The sequence below is a fragment of the Bradyrhizobium genosp. A genome (genome assembly GCF_049949275.1).
Lineage (GTDB): Bacteria > Pseudomonadota > Alphaproteobacteria > Rhizobiales > Xanthobacteraceae > Bradyrhizobium.
This window is the reverse complement of the sequence record NZ_CP188196.1, coordinates 7271133-7291462: the sequence shown is the minus strand read 5'-3', so window position 1 is coordinate 7291462 and position 20330 is coordinate 7271133. Positions and strand designations below refer to the sequence as shown.

Annotated in this window: 14 protein-coding genes and 4 pseudogenes; 13 read left to right on the top strand and 5 right to left on the bottom strand. The window is 60.0% G+C overall.

The features are described 5' to 3' along the window. Positions 1-80 precede the first annotated feature (80 nt). The 8 genes from ACP2YP_RS34110 to ACP2YP_RS34075 all read left to right on the top strand — a co-directional run bounded on the left by ACP2YP_RS34110 (position 81) and on the right by ACP2YP_RS34075 (position 10959). Complete coding sequence (locus tag ACP2YP_RS34110; RefSeq protein WP_426420635.1) at positions 81-3557, top strand: indolepyruvate ferredoxin oxidoreductase family protein; 3477 nt, start codon at positions 81-83, stop codon at positions 3555-3557. Positions 3558-4384: 827 nt separating this feature from the next. After that, positions 4385-4759, top strand: a complete 375-nt coding sequence (locus ACP2YP_RS34105; protein WP_426420633.1) for a Zn-ribbon domain-containing OB-fold protein — start codon at positions 4385-4387, stop codon at positions 4757-4759. A 2-nt stretch (positions 4760-4761) separates the two neighbouring features. Next, the gene (locus ACP2YP_RS34100; protein WP_426420631.1) at positions 4762-5913 is read left to right on the top strand and encodes a thiolase; all 1152 of its coding nucleotides are present in this window, start codon (positions 4762-4764) and stop codon (positions 5911-5913) included. A 130-nt stretch (positions 5914-6043) separates the two neighbouring features. After that, entirely contained in the window at positions 6044-6886 is an 843-nt protein-coding gene (locus ACP2YP_RS34095; RefSeq protein WP_426420629.1) for a GNAT family N-acetyltransferase, read from the top strand. A 116-nt stretch (positions 6887-7002) separates the two neighbouring features. Next, a complete protein-coding gene (locus tag ACP2YP_RS34090) occupies positions 7003-7281 on the top strand; it encodes a hypothetical protein (protein WP_426420627.1) in 279 nt (92 codons plus the stop codon). 140 nt (positions 7282-7421) lie between these two features. Beyond that, positions 7422-8624 carry a pimeloyl-CoA dehydrogenase large subunit gene (gene pimC, locus ACP2YP_RS34085; RefSeq protein WP_426420625.1) on the top strand — a complete coding sequence of 401 codons (1203 nt, stop codon included), beginning with the start codon at positions 7422-7424 and terminating at the stop codon, positions 8622-8624. Positions 8625-8723: 99 nt separating this feature from the next. Next, a complete protein-coding gene (locus tag ACP2YP_RS34080; RefSeq protein ID WP_426420623.1) occupies positions 8724-9872 on the top strand; it encodes an acyl-CoA dehydrogenase family protein in 1149 nt (382 codons plus the stop codon). A gap of 778 nt (positions 9873-10650) precedes the next feature. Then, entirely contained in the window at positions 10651-10959 is a 309-nt protein-coding gene (locus ACP2YP_RS34075) for a hypothetical protein (protein ID WP_426420621.1), read from the top strand. A 1635-nt stretch (positions 10960-12594) separates the two neighbouring features. On the opposite strand, the gene ACP2YP_RS34070 is transcribed toward ACP2YP_RS34075, so the two are convergent. Continuing rightward, entirely contained in the window at positions 12595-14199 is a 1605-nt protein-coding gene (locus tag ACP2YP_RS34070; RefSeq protein ID WP_426420619.1) for an ABC transporter substrate-binding protein, read from the bottom strand. Between the two features lie 597 nt (positions 14200-14796). On the opposite strand from ACP2YP_RS34070, the gene ACP2YP_RS34065 reads away from it, so the two are divergent. The 5 genes and pseudogenes from ACP2YP_RS34065 (at position 14797) to ACP2YP_RS34045 (ending at position 16736) form a co-directional block, all read left to right on the top strand. After that, entirely contained in the window at positions 14797-15216 is a 420-nt protein-coding gene (locus tag ACP2YP_RS34065) for a helix-turn-helix domain-containing protein (protein ID WP_426420617.1), read from the top strand. Between the two features lie 259 nt (positions 15217-15475). Next, positions 15476-15724 (top strand): IS66 family insertion sequence element accessory protein TnpB, encoded by a 249-nt coding sequence (gene tnpB, locus ACP2YP_RS34060; protein ID WP_426420615.1) that lies wholly within the window; start codon positions 15476-15478, stop codon positions 15722-15724. 55 nt (positions 15725-15779) lie between these two features. Further along, positions 15780-16040 (top strand): annotated as a pseudogene (locus tag ACP2YP_RS34055) (transposase domain-containing protein); the annotation flags it as partial. Between the two features lie 143 nt (positions 16041-16183). Next, positions 16184-16429 carry an IS66 family transposase zinc-finger binding domain-containing protein gene (locus ACP2YP_RS34050; protein WP_426426360.1) on the top strand — a complete coding sequence of 82 codons (246 nt, stop codon included), beginning with the start codon at positions 16184-16186 and terminating at the stop codon, positions 16427-16429. Further along, complete coding sequence (locus ACP2YP_RS34045) at positions 16326-16736, top strand: transposase domain-containing protein (protein WP_426426359.1); 411 nt, start codon at positions 16326-16328, stop codon at positions 16734-16736. Before ACP2YP_RS34050 ends, ACP2YP_RS34045 begins: the two co-directional genes overlap by 104 nt. Here the strand turns inward: ACP2YP_RS34045 and ACP2YP_RS34040 are convergent. From ACP2YP_RS34040 to ACP2YP_RS34025, 4 genes and pseudogenes are all read right to left on the bottom strand, one after another. Then, positions 16714-17411, bottom strand: a pseudogene (locus ACP2YP_RS34040) (IS5/IS1182 family transposase); the annotation flags it as partial. The gene ACP2YP_RS34045 and the pseudogene ACP2YP_RS34040 sit on opposite strands and share 23 nt — an antisense overlap. Positions 17412-17540: 129 nt before the next feature. Continuing rightward, positions 17541-18354: pseudogene (istB, locus tag ACP2YP_RS34035) on the bottom strand (IS21-like element helper ATPase IstB). After that, the gene (istA, locus tag ACP2YP_RS34030) at positions 18351-19865 is read right to left on the bottom strand and encodes an IS21 family transposase (protein ID WP_426420613.1); all 1515 of its coding nucleotides are present in this window, start codon (positions 19863-19865) and stop codon (positions 18351-18353) included. Before istA ends, istB begins: the two are co-directional and overlap by 4 nt. A 195-nt stretch (positions 19866-20060) precedes the next feature. Beyond that, positions 20061-20330 (bottom strand): annotated as a pseudogene (locus ACP2YP_RS34025) (transposase); the annotation flags it as partial.

The window sequence follows — 20330 nt, the reverse complement described above, 5'->3', positions numbered from 1 at the left end:
TCTATCGAGATCGGACCTGGCTTTAGACGGGCCGCAAGCCCGCAGGGCTGCCCCTTACTTGCTTGAGACCGGAAATCAAGATGCCCCTGCTGCAGGTTGAGTTGGACGACAAGTACCGGCTTGAGGCCAGGAAGATCTATCTCTCCGGTGTGCAGGCGCTGGTGCGGTTGCCGATGCTCCAACGTGACCGCGACCGCGCAACTGGCCTCAACAGCGCAGGGTTCATCTCCGGCTATCGCGGCTCGCCGCTTGGCATGTACGATCACGCGCTTTGGCGTGCCAAATCGTTTCTGCAAGCGCAAGACATTGCCTTTGTGCCTGGCCTGAACGAGGATCTCGCAGCGACTGCGGTATGGGGCAGCCAGCAGGTCGGGCTGTTTCCGGGCGCCAAGGTCGACGGTGTGTTCGGCATCTGGTACGGCAAGGGGCCCGGCGTTGACCGGTCAATGGACGCACTTAAGCACGCCAACTCTGCCGGCACTTCGCGCAACGGCGGCGTAATTGCGCTTGCCGGCGACGATCACGGGTGCCAGTCTTCGACCCTTGCCCACCAGAGCGAGCAGGTGTTCGCGGCAGCGCTGATCCCGGTCATCAATCCAGCGACGTTGCAGGATTATCTCGATCTTGGTCTCTATGCGTTCGCCCTGTCGCGCTATTCCGGTTGTTGGGTCGGCTTCAAGGCGATTGGCGAAACAGTGGAAAGCTCGGCGTCGCTGTACAGCGATCCGTCGCGCGTGCAGATCACGCTACCGAGCGATTTCGAGATGCCGCCGGGCGGCTTGAACATCCGTTGGCCTGATCCGCCATTGGAACAGGAAAAGCGGCTGTTCGGCCCGAAGATGGCGGCCGTCGGCGCTTTCGTGCGCGCTAACAAGCTCGATCGTATCGTGCTCGATGCGAAGCCCGCCCGTCTCGGCATCATCACGACAGGCAAGGCATATCTCGACCTGCGGCAGGCGCTTGCTGATCTCGGTATCAGCGATCGCGATGCGCAGGCGCTAGGTTTACGCATCTACAAGGTAGCGCTGACCTGGCCGCTTGAAGAGGAAGGCGCCAAGCGCTTTGCCGAAGGGCTGCAGGACGTGCTGGTTGTGGAGGAAAAGCGCAGCTTCATCGAAGACCAGTTGAAACGCATTCTCTACAACGTGGACGCCTCCAAGCGCCCGAGCATTATCGGTAAGCGCGATGAGACGGGTGCGCCGCTACTGCCGAGCGAAGGCGAACTGACGCCGACCATTGTCGCCTCCGCGCTCGTTGCGCGGCTGCGGCGGCTCGGCCATAATAGCCAAGTGCTGGAGCAACGGCTCGCACGGCTCGAGGAATTTGAACGTCCTGTCGCGGCGCAGGCGCCGGTTTCGCTGCAGCGCACGCCCTATTTCTGCTCCGGCTGTCCGCACAACACATCGACAAAGGTGCCCGAAGGCAGCCGCGCCATGGCCGGGATCGGATGTCACGGGATGGCGGTCTACGTAACCGCCCGGCGCACCGCAACGATCACGCATATGGGCGGCGAAGGTGCAAACTGGATCGGGCAGGCGCCCTTCACCAGCGAGCAGCACATCTTCCAGAACCTCGGCGATGGCACCTACACCCATTCGGGCCTGCTGGCGCTGCGTGCCGCCGCGGCTTCGGGTGTCAATATCACTTACAAAATCCTCTATAATGACGCGGTCGCGATGACCGGCGGGCAGCCGGCGGAGGGTAGCTTCACCGTCTCGCAGATCGCGCATCAGGTCTGGGCCGAAGGCGTCAAGCGCCTCGCCATCGTCTCCGACGACCCTGGCAAATATCCGTCCTCCGGCTATTTCCCACCGGGCGCCACAGTCCATCATCGCCACGAGATGGATCAGCTGCAGCGCGAGCTGCGCGAAATCAAGGGCTTAACCGTCCTTATCTACGATCAGACCTGCGCCGCAGAGAAACGTCGCCGCCGCAAGCGCGGGCTCTATCCGGATCCGGCCAAGCGAGTCTTCATTAATGATCTGGTCTGCGAAGGTTGCGGCGACTGTTCGCAGACCTCGAATTGCGTCTCAGTGCAGCCGCTTGATACTGAATTTGGCCGCAAGCGGCAGATCGACCAGTCGAACTGCAACAAGGATTATTCCTGCGTCGAGGGTTTCTGCCCAAGCTTTGTGACCGTCCACGGCGGCAAGCTGAGGAACATCGAGACCTCCGGATTTGATGCCGGCAAGTTGTTTGCCGATCTCCCGCTGCCGTCTGCGCCGGTCCTGCAAGGGCCGTACAACATCCTGGTCACAGGGATCGGAGGAACCGGCGTCATAACGATTGGCGCGCTGCTCGGCATGGCTGCCCATCTCGATGGAAAAGCATGCTCAACACTGGATTTCACGGGACTGGCGCAAAAAAACGGCGCGGTGATGAGCCATGTGAGAATCGCACCGCATCCCGAAGACATTGCGACCGTGCGCATCACCTCCGGGGGCGCCAACGTTATCCTCGGCTGCGACATCGTGGTCTCCGCAAGCCTCACCGCGCTAAGCCGCATCGAGCGCGGCGTGACGAAGGCCATTGTCAATGCCGACCTGCAGCCGACTGCCAGCTTCGTGCAGAACCCCGACATCGATTTCGAAACGGGTGCGATGCACACGGCGCTCCGCAACGCCCTCGGCGAACGCAATCTCGACCTCATCGACGCGGCGGGGATCGCCGCGAGCCTAATGGGCGACAGCATCGCGGCCAATGCTTTTCTTCTCGGCTACGCCTTCCAAAAGGGTACGATCCCGCTGTCGTTGGAAGCGATCCTGCGCGCAATAGAAATCAATGGCGCGGCGATCGACACAAATAAGCAGGCCTTCAACTGGGGTCGGCTTGCCGCGTACGATTTGGCGCGCCTCCGCAGCGTGATCACCCTCCGCGCCCCAGACTCCCCACCGTCCCGCACGCTCGACGAGCTAATCGCTCACCGTGCGCAATTTCTGACTGACTATCAGGATAAGGCCTACTCGGAGCGCTACCTGGCGATGGTTGCTAACGTGCGGACGGCAGAGGCGGCCGCCTCCGCCGACTCCGCGGCCCTTACCGAGGCGTTTGCAAAATACCTCTTCAAGCTTATGGCCTACAAGGACGAGTACGAGGTTGCGCGGCTCTATGTTGAGGGTAGCTTCGCCCGCAAGCTGTCGGAGAAGTTCGAGGGCAAATTCAGCCTCAAATTCCATCTCGCGCCGCCGATTTTCGCTCGCCGCGACAAGGCGACCGGCCAATTGATAAAGGGGGAATATGGCGGCGGGATGCTGTATGCTTTTCGCTTGCTGGCGTCACTGAAATTCCTGCGCGGCACGGCTTTCGATCCGTTCGGTCACACTTCGGAGCGCAGGGCTGAACGCCAGCTGATCGAAGATTATCTTGCGATGATTCAGAGGCGGATCGCAGGGCTAAAGCTCGAACGGATTCCGCTCCTCGTAAAGTTGGCACAGGTGCCAGAGATGATCCGCGGCTACGGCCACATCAAGGAGGCGAACATCGCCAAGGCTCGTGCAGAGCAGGCCCGACTCGAACAGGAGCTTGAAAACTACCACTTCACGGCTGCTGCGGAGTAGGAGTTTCAGCAGGTGACGAGGTGCGTGTGGGTAAGATCTTGGACTAGTCGCATATTAGACGACAGTCACTTGGTCACCATCGACGGCATTCTTATGCGAAGTACAGGCTGCGTCTTGAAATGGAGCGGACCTAGCGGCCCGGCTTGATCATTGCAAAGTCCATACCCTCTCTCAGCCGTATTCGGAGACGGGACAGCCGCTGAATCACGTGGACCATTTCGTCCTTCCAAATCGGCGCAGAGCGAGTTGTGGAATATGCGAAATGCCAGCCGTGCCAAATCGGCGTGCTGAAAGTGCCGGCGCATCGTATCCAGTGAAACATGCTCCCGGATGAGGCGGTGACGCTTTTTGATCCACCGCTTTGTCGGTGATGCGTTCGGGTGGAGCTATGAAGAACGTGACATTTCGGCAAGTGCTGCACGCTTTTTGGCGACGCGAGGCACTGCTTGCAAGCCAAGACATACGTCCCACCCGGGCACAAGGATCATGCATCTCGAGTTGCCATCGTTGAAGGCGCAAAGCCTAGATGATGGAGCTGATCTTAAGAGGGGAGGGCGGCATGTGCCTCCCTGGATAGGTTCACGATTCACCGGATAAAGGCCTTCGAGCGAAGGATTTAATCGTCAAGAGGGCTCTCGTTGCACTGATCAAGATCGAGGTATTGCTACATTCTAGGTTCGATATTTCGTGTCGATCACTCAGGGGGCGATCCATTGGAACTTGCTCAGAGCGGACTGCAATATAATCGGTCGCGGGCCTGCGGTCAGAGCGCGTGCTTAATCGGCTCTCACCTGGCGCCGCATCGCTCATAAATGCAGGAGAAGATTATGGAAGAGACAGCCGCGCCACAAGATGGGGCCGGACCACAGCAGACTTACGAGCGCTTCCTGGCCGACGGGCGCTTCATGATTCAGCGTGCACGGCGCACGGGCGAATATGTCTTCTACCCGAAGGTCATATCCCCTTCTGGAGAAACCGATCTTGAATGGGTTGAAGCCTCGGGGGGCGGGACCGTCTATGCAATCACGGTCGCTCGCAAGCGCGAGGGCGCCCACAACGTGGCGCTCATCGATCTGGATGAGGGGCCGCGGATGATGTCGACCATTGCCGGCCTGGAACGGCTTCCGATCGGCGCCCGCGTCCGGGCGCGCGTTGAAGCGGGAGAGATCGCGCGCGTGGTCTTCGATCCGGAGGAAAAGTAACTATGACCCATCCTATTCGTGGGAAGACCGCCATTGTCGGGATGGGCACCGCCGGCATCGGAGCAGCCCCTGGATTTTCGGCTATGGAACTTCTGGGTCTTTCCGTGCGCGCAGCGCTCGACGATGCCGGTATGCGACTGTCGGACATCGATGCGGTGTTCGCGGCCACCAACATCCATCCTTGCGCCTCGATGAGCGTGACTGAATATCTGGGCCTGAGGCCTAGATATTTTGATGGCACGAATGTCGGCGGCTCCAGTTTTGAGTTGCACCTATTGCAAGCCTCGCTCGCGTTGGAAGCAGGGCTCTGCGATGCCGCGTTGATCTGCTACGGCTCGAATCAGCTTACCGCCGGCGGTCGCCTCGCGTTCATGCCGGATCCGCAATGGCACGAAAGTGCGTATGATACGCGTGGGCCGATCACAGGCTACGCACTCGCCGCCAGCCGCCACATGCACTTATTCGGTACCACCCGCGAAATGCTCGCCGATGTCGCTGTCTCGGCCAGGCAATGGGCAAATCTCAACCCAGAAGCGTTCGCGCGAGGTCCGCTGACGCGAGATGAGGTTCTCTCCAAACGCATGGTCAGCGACCCTCTCACTACAGCCGATTGCTGCCTAGTAACCGATGGCGCTGCCGCGTGCATTCTAGTGCGAGCCGACCGGACCAAGGCGTGTCCAAAGGCGGCGGTCTATTTCCTAGGCGCCGCCGCTGCCAACTGGCATCGTTCGATCCAATCCATGCCCGATATCACAGTAACGGCCGCCAGCGAAAGCGGACCGCGCGCCTTTGCGATGGCTGGGGTCACTCGATCCGACGTCGATCTTGTGATGCTCTATGACGCGTTCACGATCAACACAATCCTCTTTCTAGAAGACCTCGGTTTCTGCCCCAAAGGCGAGGGCGGGCGGTTTGTCCAGGACGGCCGGATCGCGCCGGGTGGCCAGCTTGCCGTCAACACCAATGGCGGCGGCTTGTCCTGCGTCCATCCCGGCATGTACGGCATGTTCCTGATCGCGGAGAGCGTTGCTCAGATCCGCCGGGAGGCGGGCGAGCGGCAGCTCAAAACGGCTGACATCGCGCTTCTGCATGGCAATGGTGGCACCTTGTCTAGTCAGGTTACCGCCTTTCTCGGTTCGGAGGCGGCGCTTTGAAGAAGACCTTGGACGGCCTCGTGGTGCAAAGCCCCGAGAGGGGGAGAGAGAAGAGATTCGCACCCACGCGAGCTTCTGGCCATGCCTCCTGTCTCATCGCAATAACAGGATATAGGGAAGGCGACATACCATGCAGAGGACCGAGATCGAGTTTGTTGAATTTGCAGGCCAACACCTTGATGACGCACTGAAGCTTACAGTTCAGGCTGGATGGTCCCAACGCAGAGACGACTGGGCAATGCTTCTGGGCCTGGGCTCAGGCCATGTTGCCCTTCTGGGCGACCAGGTCATCGGCTTGATGTGCATGACTATCTTTGGCGAGGTCGCTACCGTTGGTCTATTGATCGTCCACGAAAACGTGCGCGGGCGGGGCCTCGGCAATCGCCTCATGAAACTCGCCCTTGAAAAAGCGGATGGACGCGAATGTCGGCTTATCGCTACATCCGACGGCATGCCGCTGTACCGCAAGCTCGGGTTCACAGAGACCGAAACGATACGTGTGCATCGGGGCGTAGTTGCGGCCGTGAATGCGCCCCCGGATGACGTCGAATGGGCAGCCCAGGATGATTTGGGAGAGATCTTCGAAATCGATTGGGCTGCTACGGGATTTGATCGCCGTGCTCTTATATCCAAACTTTGGGAAAGGGGGCGCTTCGCCGTAATGCGTAGCTCCAGGAAGGTCGTGGGCTATTCAGCAGTGCTTTCGTACGGGCATGGCGAAGTGGTCGGACCGGTCGTCGCGGGCAGCGCTGACGAAGCCAAGCGCCTGTTGTCTTTCCTGTTCTCTCACTGTACCGGAGCATCGCTTCGCTTCGATTTCCGCCAGCAGTCGGATCTCGCAGATTGGCTGAACTCGATCGGGCTTGCACAGGGCGGCAGTCTCACGGCGATGCGCCATGGCAAGGTCCGGTGTATTCCCGACGGGCCCTTTCAGAGCTTTGCGCTTGCCACCAATCAGTATGGATTCCCGTAGTCGCACTTAATTGCGCGGCTCTCATCCATCTCGTCGCATGCCACCGCGGCCACGAGAGCCAGAGGTTCTATCGGAAATGTCCATAGGCGGACCGAGTTAGTAAACAGGAGAACAATATGAACCCGCCGGCGACCTCTTTAATGCTCGGTGATCTCGCCGTCGTTGGTATCGAAAAAACACTTCTCCGTGCGTTCGGCTATTGGTCAGAGGCGGCACATCGCGTCTTTTCGGTGGGCGTCACCCGCTTTCGGCTGTCAGAGGGGCGTGCTAACCGGGAGCGGGCGCACCCTCAGCGCTGGGGCGCCATCCCTGAATATGGAGGGATCCCATTTTCCGTTTGTAACGAACGACGCGACGAACGGGACCTCGCGCCGTTGCAGCCTGATGGCCCCTAAGACATGCGGGCCCGCGGCTTTCGAACCATACGCCTATGGAAGGCGAGGAGGCGGCGTCAAATATGCCGTTGTGACGACTGTTGGGTGGTGGTGCGGGCGCTGGTCGCCGCTTCGAGTCATTCTGAAGGAGCTGACGAAAGATGGATCTGAGTTTCACCGAAGACGAACTCGCCTTCCGCGACGAAGTCAGAGCGTTTTTTCGGATAGCACTTCCGGCCAATATCCGCAACAAGCTCGTCGCCGGCAGGCATCCGAGCAAGGACGACATGGTGAGCTGGACGCGCATACTCGCCGAAAAGGGGTGGGGCGTACCACATTGGCCGGTCGAGCACGGCGGCACGGGGTGGAGTCCGGTCAAGCAGTACATCTTCACCGAAGAGATGAGCCAGACGCCGGCGCCCGCGCCGCTTGCCTTCGGCGTCAATATGGTCGGGCCGGTTATCTACACCTTCGGAAACGAAGAGCAGAAGAAGCGCTTCCTGCCGCGCATCGTGATGCTGCAGGACTGGTGGTGCCAGGGCTTTTCAGAGCCGGGCGCCGGCTCGGATCTTGCTTCGCTCAAGACCCGCGCGGTGCACGCGGGCGACCACTACGTCGTCAATGGTCAGAAAACCTGGACGACGCTCGCCCAGTACGCCAATTGGATATTCTGTCTCGTGCGCACGAATCCAGAGGCCAAGAAACAGCAGGGCATCTCTTTACTGCTAATCGACCTGAAGTCGCCGGGTATCACGGTTCGGCCGATCCAAACTATCGACGGGGGGCACGATATCAATGAGGTTTTCTTTGATGACGTGAAGGTACCGGTTGGAAACCGTGTCGGAGATGAGAACCGCGGATGGGACTATGCTAAGTTTCTCCTGAGCAACGAGCGCGTTAGTCTCGCTGATGTCGGCGCCTCCAAGGAGCGCATCCGCCGAATCAAAAATCTCGCGGCGTGTCAGAAGGTCGGCGACGAGCGCCTGATTGACCGAGCCGACTTCCGCGAGAAGGTCGCCGCGCTTGAAGTCCAATTGAAAGCGCTCGAAATAACGCAACTTCGCGTGCTTGCGAACGAATCGAAACGCCGGAAGGGCACGCTGGACCCGGCGAGTTCAATCCTCAAGATCAAGGGCTCGGAGATTCAGCAGGCGACATCGGAGCTTCTGATGGACGTCGTGGGGCCTTACGCGCTGCCCTACCACTCGGAGGAGGAATTGGAGAGTAGGAATGAACCGCCGATTGGTCCGGACTGGGCAGCGCCGATCGCTCCCTCCTATTTCAACCTTAGAAAGGTATCCATCTACGGCGGCTCCACCGAAATCCAGAAGAACATCATCGCCAAAGCCATCCTCGGCTTTTGAGTTTGCAATTATCGCGGCTTCGGAAGGAGCCGCAGTTTTTTTTCGTAAGAGATCTAGGTTTGGAAGACCGAACCTGTGGTTCCAGGAAAGTGCTGGCATATGGACTTTGATCTCACCGAAGAGCAGCGGCTCCTCAAGGACAGCGTCGAGCGGTTCACGGCCGAGCAATATGGGTTCGAGGACCGTCGCCGATATCAAGGCGAAGAACGTGGCTATAGCGAGGAAATGTGGGCGCGCTATGCCGAGCTCGGGTTTCTGGGGTTGCCTTTCAGCGAGGAATACGGCGGCTTCGGCGGGGGCGCGGTCGAAACGATGATCGTTATGGAAGCCTTTGGCAAAGCGCTGGTACTGGAGCCCTATTTCGCCACGGTCGTGCTCGGCGGCGGCATCCTTCGCCACGGAGCGAGCAATGCGCAGAAGGCCAAGTTCATCCCAGCAATTGCGGAAGGCCGTATGAAGATCGCTTTTGCCTATGCCGAACCGCAGTCGCGCTATGACTTCTTCGACGTCGAGACCAACGCAAGAAGAGACGGCGACAGTTGGGTGCTCAACGGCACCAAAGGCCTTGTCTTGCATGGCCACGCTGCGGACATCATAATCGTGTCGGCGCGGACGGCGGGAGGCTCGCGCGACCGGGGCGGAATCGGCCTCTTTCTAGTCGATGGGAACGCGCCGGGTCTGTCGCGCCGCGGCTATCCAACCCAGGATGGGTTAAGAGCGGCTGAGATTTCGCTCGTGAACGTGCACGTGGACGCAACCGATGTCATCGGCGATCCCGGGAGCGGCCCGGTGATCGCGAGAGTTGCGGACGAGGCTGTCGCGGCACTCTGTGCGGAAGCCGTCGGCTGTTTCGGTGAGATGCATGCGACCACGCTCGATTATCTGAAAACGCGCAAACAGTTCGGCACGACCATAGGCTCGTTCCAAGTGCTACAGCATCGTTCGGCCGACATGTTCGTTGAGTTGGAGCAGTCGCGGTCCATGGCGATGTACGCTGCCATGATGACGACCGAACCAGACGTGACAAAGCGCGAGCGAGCGATCTCGGCGGCGAAGGCCCAAATCGGCTGCTCGGCGAAGGCGATCGGCCGCGAGTCGATCCAGCTTCATGGCGGGCTCGGCATGACGATGGAGTATCGCATCGGCCACTATTTCAAGCATGTCACAATGATCGACACGCTATTCGGCGATGCGGACTATCACCTGCGCCGGCTCGCTGTCCTCGATGGGCTAATCCGTGAGGAGTAGCAACGCTGCCGGCAATCGCGGTCATTATTTCGAGCCCAGGTCGCTCTACGCTCAGGCGGTGAGCGGGCGCCACCATTTTAGATTTGGAGCATGCTAGTGCAACCGAAGGCAACACATCAGGCACGCGAATGCCTTCAAGTCAGCTTTCTCATAAAGGAGCAGGGTCGCAGCTAGCAAGCGAAACTCCGGCGCTACCGACCACCCGATCGTTGATGCGCTTTCTGGAAGCGCTCTGATTATGTCAAGTTCACCAAGGCGGAAACGACAGATGTCCCTCGTACATCTCGGCCAACTAGTCGACCGTGAAATGCCGCAAACGCTTGAGCAGGATTCGATTTTCCGGTGAGCATGGCATTTCAGATTGCAAGCTTTTGGGACTTGGAGCCCCGAAAGCTTGCAATCTCGATTTGCGTTTCCCTCGAATCGGAAGTCGTGATTCCGTCGTTGCATCGTAAGCGGTATGAGCTCCCCGTCTGCAGTGATCAGCGGGCGCGTGCGTATCGGATCGGCATCCAGTACTGGCGCACGGCCTCGACGGCCGCCGAAATATCGGCGTAGGCGTTACGCAGAAAGTCCTTGGTCTCGCGGCCTCTTCGTGGTGGTGCGAGCAGCGGACGGCTCGCTCCTCGTGACAGTGCAGCAGGATGGGCGGAAGCAGGCCATGATAGAGGTTGCAGGCGTCCAGCAACGGTGCCCACGCTGATATCCTGAGCTGCATCGCTGCGTGGAAACCTTGGCACGCGGGACGCGGATCGACGTCGACATTGGATTTGCGCCGGTGTATCGGCGCGACGCGATCGGGCGCTGTCGAGAGGGTGTTGCTGATGCCGTTGTGGCGCAGCGCGAGGGCGGAGATCGCAGCGAACTCCGGAGTGCCGCCGTCATTGAAGGCGTCCGCATCGATAGCGAGCAGATCCAGTCGAGCGGGCTTATCCGACAGGGGTCCAGCCGCGATCGCGGTGGTATAGCCGTGGTGATGTCCTCGATCTCGCCGGTCGCGATCTTGCCGACCGTGATGGCGGCGCCGATCACGTCACCTAAGCACTTTTCGCCTTTCGGTCCTCTTCGCATTTGTTCCGCCCTGTAGGATGCTTAACCGCTAAGCATAGTTATCGCGGGGAGAGCTTATGCATGCGAATTCCACCTATTCTCGATGGATCAGCCGGCCTTCTGCGCACGCTCTGCGTTATGAATCGATCCCACAAGCTACTCTCACTCGCTAGATAATTCTCAAGCGTTCCGCAGCACCGACACGACGGAATTGACGTCTGGTTGCGCTTTCGATATCCAATACGGTCTCGATTGCCTCGTTCGCGCGCGCTTTCGATAGTCCGCTCACGCCACGAAGTTTTTCGATAACGTGTTCGTCGCCGTATGCTGTCTTTCGTCAGGGATCGCCTAGCGTAAGTCCGCGTCCGCTTCAAGGCGTGTGCTGTCACGCATCACGATCGTGGCGCGTGCGGGCATATTGCGCAGCTGCTCGCGCATAATGTGGCTTTCGTTGTACGGTCCCAGGATTCGACGCACACTTTTTCTCTCAACTCCCTAACATTTTGGTTATCTCCCGTCGCCTTGTCTAGCCATGCTGGGCCCAGAGGAATTGCTAAGCAGCCCCATCGCCGCAGCGTGCGGACAGCTGTGTTGCCGAGAAACCCATGTGCGCGGTGTAGGATTGGCAAACCGGGAGGCAGATACCAACACGCTTGTACCGTAATGACGCGTTCGATCTGCTGAGGCTCGATCTTCCCCTTGGTCGCGGCCTTAACGAGCGCGGTGAGTGCCTGATGCATCCATCGGCAAGTAGGCCATGGCTTGTAAGTGATGTCCGCGAGCATCCAGCGCGAGCCGAAGTCGTCGACCAGCGCATCCGGGTCGAAAGGATTTGTACCGCACGTTTTGATTAAACCGCGGTCGCCGTCAAAAATAGCAGAAAGGCCGGTCGCGCCGAGCGCGGCTGACCGGGCCGCGAACACGCCGGTAAGTGCTGCCCAACCGGCTTCCTGGTATTTGGAGTCCGGCAAATCTAATGACTTGCTGCCTAGCCACATGCTCGGCAGCGGAGTATTTGAACCAGCTATGCCAAGCGTTTGCCGAGTCAACCTGGGATTCCAGTTGGATTGCCACGGCTGCTGCCGCCAAAACTGCCGACACGGAGAAATGCGGACCGCCCCTGCGGTACCCGTGCGCCCCGAGTGCACTTGCGGCTCGCCCGCCCAGCTCATATCCCGTGATCACGGCCTGCGGGAACTGCAGACCTGTCGCCTGGCGTGCCTCCACTAGTGCCAGAGCCGCAACGACAGGGCCCGCGCCCAAGTGGTGGCCAACTGGGGAAGGTTTTGTCTAGGTCCATACAGTTCGCAAGACGGCCATTGGCATAAAAAGCTCCCGAAAGACTCGCACGCTGTCTGCGCCCCACGATGGCCGCGATGTTGCCGTCGCCTAGGAACTTCCGCCAGCCCGCACGCGATCGGCTCTATGCGCGTACGCGCGGCCGATAGCATGCACCAGATTGAGTCGAGCAGGAGACGGCGTGCATTGGCCCGCACATCAGCCAAGTTGAGCGTCGAGGCAAAACTAGCAAGAGCGCCAATCAGATCGGTGCAGCAGGATGAAGAAATGCTCTGCCGCATACCGCGGCACCATCCAACTGACATCGGCAGCCAGTTTCCCTGGAGAGGCCACCTCCCACGAGCCTCATAAAGGCAGCCGCACTATTGAGTTCTCAGGCCTTTTGCATATTCCACATCGGAATAAGCGATGGCATGCCGATCAGACCGGAGAGCGTCTTTCGGTGCAAGACTGGATATACAACCTGTCCTACCGGTACGGCGCCGACGAAATCCCACCATGCCTCCTGCATCCTGCGAGCTAGCGCTTTGCGCTCTTCGAGCGTACCGGCATCCGTCCATTTGGCTCGAAGCGATTCATATTTGTCGTCTTTTGGCCAACCGTAATATGCGTTGTCGCCACTCGCGACCATGGCTACGTTGCTCATCGGATCGCCGTCTGCGTAAGAGGAATTGGTCGAGAAGAAGATGGTCCAGCCGCCATTTTCAATCGGGTCCTTGTTCGCCCGGCGCTTACTAAGTTCACTCGTGTTCATGGGCGCAAGCTCGGCATTGACGCCGATCTTGCGCAGCTCAGCCGCCAAAAGCTGCGAGCCGTCGCTAAACACCGGTATGTTCGTGGCCTGGAGAATAAGGACCTTCTCGCCGGCATATCCCGCTTCCTTGAAGAGTTGCTTGGCTTTTTCGGGATCGCCGCCCTTCTTGTACCATCCCGTATTCTCGCTGTTTGAATATGGCGATTCGTTACCAAATATTGACGTGAGGGTGTGTCCGTACTTTGGATCGGGCGACAGAACGCGCAAGAACGATTCCTGATCGATCAGGTGAAGCAGCGCTTGGCGCGCCTTCACGTTATCAAAAGGCGGCTGCAGAAAGTTAACACGGAGGTAAAAATCATACCCCCCCTTATTAAGCACTTGGAGTTCAAGATTGGGATCGCTTTTGATCTCAGAGAGAAGATCCATAGGCGTCGATTCAATAAAATCAACCTCGCGAGATTGCAATGCTGCGAATGCAGTCTGCGGATCGGTAATATTCTCCCATATGACACGCTCAACCTTGACGATCTTCCCACCGGCCAATCCGTCAGGCGGCTCCCTACGGGGGACATATTTTTCATTGCGATCGTAGGTGAAGCTCGCACCCGGCTTAGCAAGGGCCTCATTGAACCTGAACGGGCCTGATCCGATGTTCGCGGTTACCTGCTCGGTTGCTGGGCGACCTGCGTCCCTTTCGCGCATAATAAACAAGCATGGCGTCGCAATTCGCGCCAGCATATCGATCAGAAGTGGTAGCGGCTCCTTGAGCGCAATGATGAACGTCTTGTCGTCCTTCTTGGAGATATCGCTCGCTCGCTCCATGATCAGCCGGCCGGAGGAAGCAACTTGGGCCCAGCGGCGGATCGAGGCCACACAGTCCGCCGCTGTCACAGGAGCGCCGTCATGCCAGCCAAGACCGTCCCGGAGCTCGAACGTGTAGGTTTTCTTGTCGTCGGAAACGCCCCATTTTCCTACCATTTGCGGCTGCGGCATGAATTTGGAATCCGGGGCAAACAGCGTGTCGTAGATCGCTAGAGCGTGGTCGGCAGTAATATAAGCCGACGAATAAACCGGATCGAAGATATCAAGATTAGCATACATGACCATCCGGACCGTCTGGGCCGGATTTGGTAGTGTCTGCCCGCGTAGTACTGAAGGGATTGTGAACGCCGTTCCGGCGGCTAGCCCTGCTTTGATGAGATCGCGTCGAGAAACGGTCATTCGTCAGTTCCCTTTTTACCCACTTGCAATGCGCGCCTATTTTTGCGGATCTGAAGGATCGTCTGCGGCATGGCTTCATTATGCACCATGACCGCAATCTTCTTATGAGCTGCTTCGGCAAATGGGCGCTGAAAACCGCCAGCCTAGTTCATGGGCATCAACTTCCTTTCGTTCAATCATGAGGCTACTAGAGTTCTTTTCAGCTTTGCGGCGATCTGTGCACCCAAAGATGCAGAAAGGCGCGCACTTATCATTAACTATGCAGGATTTCTGCATTCCGCTCGAAGGCGCGAGTTGCTGCAGTAGATCGAACCTAGGCGCGGAGAGGCTGTCGATCTCCGCCAAGACTAACGCATTCCGGTGCACCCGTGAGCGGGGCTGCCGTGCTTCGCTGCCGGTTCTCGAACGCATTGAAGAAGACGCGTTCATATTTGTCGCTACGCCATAGCCAGTTGATGCAGATGTTGTCCATCCAGTGGCCGCGTCCGTTCATGGAGATGCGGATGCCGGCATCCTAGGTGGTGGCGAAGGCAACGCTCGTGAACTGCGTTTTTTATCGGTGTTGAAGATGTCGTGCCTGCGGTGGCGGACGATCGCTTGTTGTTCAAGAGTGACGGCAAAGAACTCAGCATCAATCGCAATATCGACCTGTCGCGTGATGATCTGGTCGGAGGCGAGCTAATGGCTCGTCACAGTGATTTTGACGGTTTGATACCGGGCCAGCTAGAACGGCGGCAAGCGTGCCGCTTGCAAACTCAACGGGTTCAGATTTTGCTGGCGGCCGACATCGGCAGCCGCGATGACGAGATCGGCCGGACCGTCGGGGTAAGCGCCTCGACGGCATATCGGACCCAGCGCCGTATCGTGGAAGGCAATCTCGATCGGGCCTTTTGCCATGCGCAAACCGCCCGCCGGCTGGAGGCGCTGGATGCTGGCGCTGCTGGCCGACGTGATGGCCAAGCTAACCCGATCATGACAGCCTGTCAGGCGAGACCGAGCGCCGGCGGCTGCCGATAATGACCCTAAGCCGTGGCGCAGGGACATGTGTAAACGTCCTTCCGTTCCCACCTTTTCGCGGCACATGGGATAGGAGAGTTTCACGATCTTTTTGAAGGGATTGGGGCTTTGTCCGTATGCGTCGCTTAAGTCGGACGTGACGGCGCGCCGGCTGAAAGTGATCACGGAGACGAGACGCCGTCGTTGGTTCTCCAGGACGACAAGGCCCGGATCGTAGAGCGTTGGTACCCGGCGGGGTCGTTTCCGAGATTGCCCGGCAATGGTGCGCGAGCACATGAAGGCCGATCCCGTCTCGGGCGCCGTTTATGTGTTCCGTGCCAAGCGGGCGGACCGGATCAAGCTGATCTTCTGGGACAAGCGGCTCGATGATGGTGTCTTTCGCTGGCCGAAGATCGACGATGGCGTGATGCGTTTGTCGGCGGCGGAATTGTCGGCGCTGCTCGAAGGGCTTGATTGGCGGCGTGTCCACGAGGCACGGGAGACGGTCGTCCCGACGCAAGCCGGTTAATTGTGGGCCGCGCTGCGGCGAAGTGAATCAGGGGATCGAGCACGTAGCCAAGTGAATGCGAGTATGCTCTGATTTGACTGTGAGCGACAACCTTCCTGATGATCCCGAGACGCTGAAGGCGATGCTGCTTGCCGAGCGGCACGAGAGCGAGCGGCTGCGTCAGATCATCAAAGGGCTGCAGCATCATCGCTTTGGCCGGAAGGCGGAATCGCTACCCGAGGAGCAGATGCTGCTCGGTCTCGAGGACGTCCAACAGGTTGCGGCCTGTACGGAAGCCAGCCAAGACGAGACAGCTCCGGAAGGCCGGGCCGAACGGGCACGCAAGCGCCGCAACAATCGCGGAGCACTACCGACGCATCTGCCGCGGATCGAGGTCGTCGTCGACCTCGATGCCAAGACCTGCCCTGCTGCCAGGGCGACCTGCACCAGATCGGCGAGGACAAGAGCGAGCGGCTGGACATGGTGCCGGCGCAGTTCCGCGTTGCCGTCACCCGGCGTCCCAAATACGCCTGCCGAGCCTGCGAAGATGGCGTTCCTGCAGGCCGAGGCGCCGCCTCGTGCGGCAGCAGTGAAGCCGGCCGTTGGCTCATGCCTTCGAGGTATGGCTGCGCGCCAAGCTGGCTCTCATCAGCCAGAAGATCAAGCTCGCCGAAGCCATCCGCTACGCCTCTCGCGCTTGCAAGGCTTAACGCGCTTCATCGATGACGGCCGCATCGAACTCGACAACAATAGGGTCGAACGATCAATCCGCGGCATCAAGCTCAGTCGTAAGAACGCGCTGTTTGCCGGATCCGACGGTGGTGCCGAGCACTGGGCGGTCGTCGCCTCCCTGGTCGAGACTTGCAAGCTCAACGACGTCGATCTGCTCGCCTATCTCACCGACGTCCTGACGAAGATCGTCAACGGTCATCCCAACCGCGACATCGACCAGCTATTGCCTGGGCCCACTGCACTCAATCCCTCAAGGCCGTGGCCTGAGAACGACGCTTACGCTCGATCGCACAGCCGCTAAGCGTCTCGTTGCGGTCAAGGACGTCTCGCAAGGTGTGGCCGTCGTAGGTATGGGGCAGCGCCTGGCATGCACGAACAGGTCAACGGGAGCCCGGCGGTTGTTGGTGACAATAGAGGCTTGACGCCGAACTCGTGAGGTACGCTGGCGTTGCCCTTGCCTATGTACTCCATTTCCGAGGCGTGGAAGGAATAATGCTTCCAACCGCGTCGGCGTGCTGGTGCGAGCGGATCTGGATGGCTCAGCTCAGCGGGAGGGCGAACACGTTCGTGAGCACAGCCCGTCCTTCGATCTCGCGGCGGATGCCGCGGATGATCCGGCCCAGCCGGCCTCGCACGACGCGCCAACTGCCGAGCCGCTGGAATGCTTGATATGGGCGTAGCGGGAGGCCATCATCGCTGCGGTCTTGGCAACGCGGAGATAGCACTGCCGCAGCTTGACCACGCGCTTCCGCGCCAGGCGGTTAGCGCCTTAGATCGCCGCGTGCAGCAAGCTTGGCATCGGTCGGGAAGCGGCTGCACAGTGCTATCGACCGTGCCCCGCTTGAGGTCCTAGTTGCGCAACACGCCGGCCCCGTACGCCACCCGCAAGGTGTCGGCCAGCAACAGCTCCAGCTTGTCACCGAGCCACTTGGCCGTTTGCACCAGAGCGCTCGTGCGGGAACGCGTGCTGAAAGAACTATAGCGCGACAATCTGGGTGGGAAGCGCGCGACAATCAGGATGGCGAGTCGGTGTCGCAGCGAGGTGATGATTGCCGCGATGATTGTCGCGCGCAAGAGTTTTGTTGGCTCTGATTGTCGCGGAGCATCAATCAGCGAGTGTTTTTGGTGTCGCGTGCGAAGGTGGCCGTCCTGGTCCGCGCTTTCGCTCGAGCGCGGTGCGCCTGCGATAGCTCTCGACGTTCATTTCGATGATGGTGGCGTGGTGAACGAGGCGATCGATGGCGGCGAGGGTCATAGCGGGGTCCGGGAAGACCCTGTTCCATTCGCCAAAGGGCTGATTGGCGGTGATCAGCATCGAGCGCCGCTCGTAGCGTGCGCTGATCAACTCGAACAGCACGCTGGTCTCGGCCTGGTCCTTGGTGACGTAGGCAAGATCATCGAGGATGAGAAGATCGAAGCGATCGAGGCGGTTGATGGCGGCCTCGAGGTTGAGCTCGCGGCGAGCCACCTGGAGCTTCTGCACGAGATCAGTCGTCCGGGTGAAGAGGACGCGCCATCCGTTCTCGATGAGGGCCAAGCCGATGGCTGCCGCCAAGTGACTCTTTCCGCCGCCGGGCGGACCAAACAGCAGCAAATTGGCGCCCTTGCCGAGCCAACCATCGCCGGCGGCCAGCGCGGTGACTTGCGCCTTGGAGATCATCGGCACGGCCTCGAAGTCGAAGGTGTCGAAGGTCTTCCCGGCGGGCAGCCGCGCCTCGACAAGGTGGCGCTCGACGCGACGGCGGCCGCGTTCGGCGATCTCATGCTCGGCAATGATGGCGAGGAAGGCGGGCGGCCGGCCAACCTTCCTTGTCGGACTGCTCGGCAAATTGCTGCCACAGCACCTTGATGGCGGGTAGCCGCAGCTCGTTGAGCAACAGATTGAGGCGTGCGGTGTCGACGGTGGTGGCCGTGTTCATGTGGCGTCTCCGATCTGGCTGGCGCCGATAAGGCACTCGTAGCTGGCGAGCGGAGCAAGCTGCACCATAACCTGCGGCACGCTGGCAGGATCCGGCGCGAAGTGGGCGCGCAGCCGTCCGAGGTCGGGCAGTTGGCCGGCGTCCAGGTCGGCGGCGAGCTGACCGGCGAGTTCGGCCTCGCAGCCGCGCTCGTGCGCCAGCGCAAGCAGATCGACCATGAGCCGGCAGGCTTTCCTGTCCGGCAGCCGTTCGCGCAAGCGATCGAAGGTCCGGCGATAGGCATCGCGCGGGAACAGCCGATCCCGGTAGACGAGATTGAGCAGCGCCATTGGCTTGCGCCGCAAGGAATGGATCACGTGCCGATAATCGACGACCTGGTCGTGCTTGCCGTTGGGATGCGGTCGCCCACGCGGCAGGGTGACGAGATGGGTGCCGCCGACGAACAAGTCGAGACGATCGTCGTAAAGGCGCACCCGCAGCTGGTGACCGATCAGGCGTGACGGCACGGTGTAGAACACCTTGCGCAAGGTGAAGCCGCCGCTTGACGTCACGCGGACAATCACCTCCTCGTAGTCTGAGGTACGGCGATCTGGCAACGCCTGCAGGGTGGCGCGCTCGTGGTCGATCCGCTTGGCGTTGCGGGCATTGCGGCGGCTAACGATCTCGTCGATGAAGCCGCGATAGGCGGTGAGATCATCGAAGTCGGCAGTGCCGCGCAACAGCAGCGCATCGGCGATCGTCCGTTTGAGATGGCCATGGGAGCTCTCGATCGCCCCGTTCTCGTGGGCGATGCCGCGATTGTTACGGGAAGGCCGCATGCCGTAATGGGCGCAGAGGTCCTCGTACCGCCGGGTCAGATCGTCTCTCGTATCGCGATCGAGATTGCAGAAGGCGGCCAACAGACTGTCGGTCCGATGCTCCCGCGGTGCGCCACCGAGCGACCACAGGGCATTCTGCAGCCCTTCGGCCAAAGCGACGAAGCTCTCGCCACCGAGCACGACATGGGCGTGCTCAAATCCGCAATAGGCCAACCGGAAGTGATAGAGGCGATGATCGAGCGGCATGCCCGCGACGGTGACCCCAAGCTCGCCCATGTCGGTAAAGTCCGACAGGCCGACCTGGCCCACTTCGTGGGTCTGGCGGAAGATGACCTCCTGCTCCTCAACGTGGATCGCCCGCCAGGCGCGGATCCGGCGCTCCAGCGTGCGGCGGATTCCAGCTCCGAGCTCAGGATGGCGCCGTAACATCTCCTCAAAGATCGCAACAGCCCGCACGCCGGGGGCGGCCTTGAGCATTGCCACCACTTCTGTCTCAAACACACTGGCCAACGGGTCCGGTCGGCGCCGGCCGCGGGCTCCCTTCTTCTGCGATGGAGCGCGAGGATCCTTCTCGATCCGATAAGCGGTCGAGGTGCTGAACGAGGCCTTGGCGGCAGCCACGGGCGGGGTATCGATCTGACGGTACTTCATGTAGAGCCTCATCTGGTGATCTGTGACGTGTTGGCCTGGCAAACGAGTGATTCCTCTTGGCGGAAGAACCACTTGCATAACCGGCCAGCCGCGATCACCCGACGGCGCGGTCCCCTATGGATCGCGCCGTCGTTGGGCTCGTAACTCCGGTCGGGCTACGCCCTCCCTGCGTCACGAGCCCAACGACGCTCTCTCATCCTGATTGACGCTCCGCTTCCATCCTGATTGCCGCGCGGCAAAGAACTCTTCGCCGGTGAAGTACTGTAAATACGGGTCGTGGATCCAGCGCTCGCACACCCCCTCATCGGACAGGCCGCAAATGTGCTTGAGCAGCAGCAGCCCGATCATGAAGTGGGTCGCAATGCCCGGCCGACGGTTCTCGCTATAGAGCGGCGCGATCTCGCCGTCGATTTAGTCCCACTCGACATTGCCGACGAGCTGAACCTGCTCATGCTTCATATTGATGATCTGGTCCAGCCTGGCCCCAAACAGATCGCCGGATCTCAT

Excerpts from the sequence above, each read along its gene's own strand:
- ACP2YP_RS34110 (WP_426420635.1), top strand. The coding sequence starts at position 81 with ATGCCCCTGCTGCAGGTTGAGTTGGACGACAAGTACCGGCTTGAGGCC.
- ACP2YP_RS34105 (WP_426420633.1), top strand. The coding sequence starts at position 4,385 with ATGGAAGAGACAGCCGCGCCACAAGATGGGGCCGGACCACAGCAGACT.
- ACP2YP_RS34100 (WP_426420631.1), top strand. The coding sequence starts at position 4,762 with ATGACCCATCCTATTCGTGGGAAGACCGCCATTGTCGGGATGGGCACC.
- ACP2YP_RS34095 (WP_426420629.1), top strand. The coding sequence starts at position 6,044 with ATGCAGAGGACCGAGATCGAGTTTGTTGAATTTGCAGGCCAACACCTT.
- ACP2YP_RS34090 (WP_426420627.1), top strand. The coding sequence starts at position 7,003 with ATGAACCCGCCGGCGACCTCTTTAATGCTCGGTGATCTCGCCGTCGTT.
- pimC (WP_426420625.1), top strand. The coding sequence starts at position 7,422 with ATGGATCTGAGTTTCACCGAAGACGAACTCGCCTTCCGCGACGAAGTC.
- ACP2YP_RS34080 (WP_426420623.1), top strand. The coding sequence starts at position 8,724 with ATGGACTTTGATCTCACCGAAGAGCAGCGGCTCCTCAAGGACAGCGTC.
- ACP2YP_RS34070 (WP_426420619.1), bottom strand. The coding sequence starts at position 14,199 with ATGACCGTTTCTCGACGCGATCTCATCAAAGCAGGGCTAGCCGCCGGA.
- tnpB (WP_426420615.1), top strand. The coding sequence starts at position 15,476 with ATGGTGCGCGAGCACATGAAGGCCGATCCCGTCTCGGGCGCCGTTTAT.
- ACP2YP_RS34050 (WP_426426360.1), top strand. The coding sequence starts at position 16,184 with ATGGTGCCGGCGCAGTTCCGCGTTGCCGTCACCCGGCGTCCCAAATAC.
- ACP2YP_RS34045 (WP_426426359.1), top strand. The coding sequence starts at position 16,326 with ATGGCTGCGCGCCAAGCTGGCTCTCATCAGCCAGAAGATCAAGCTCGC.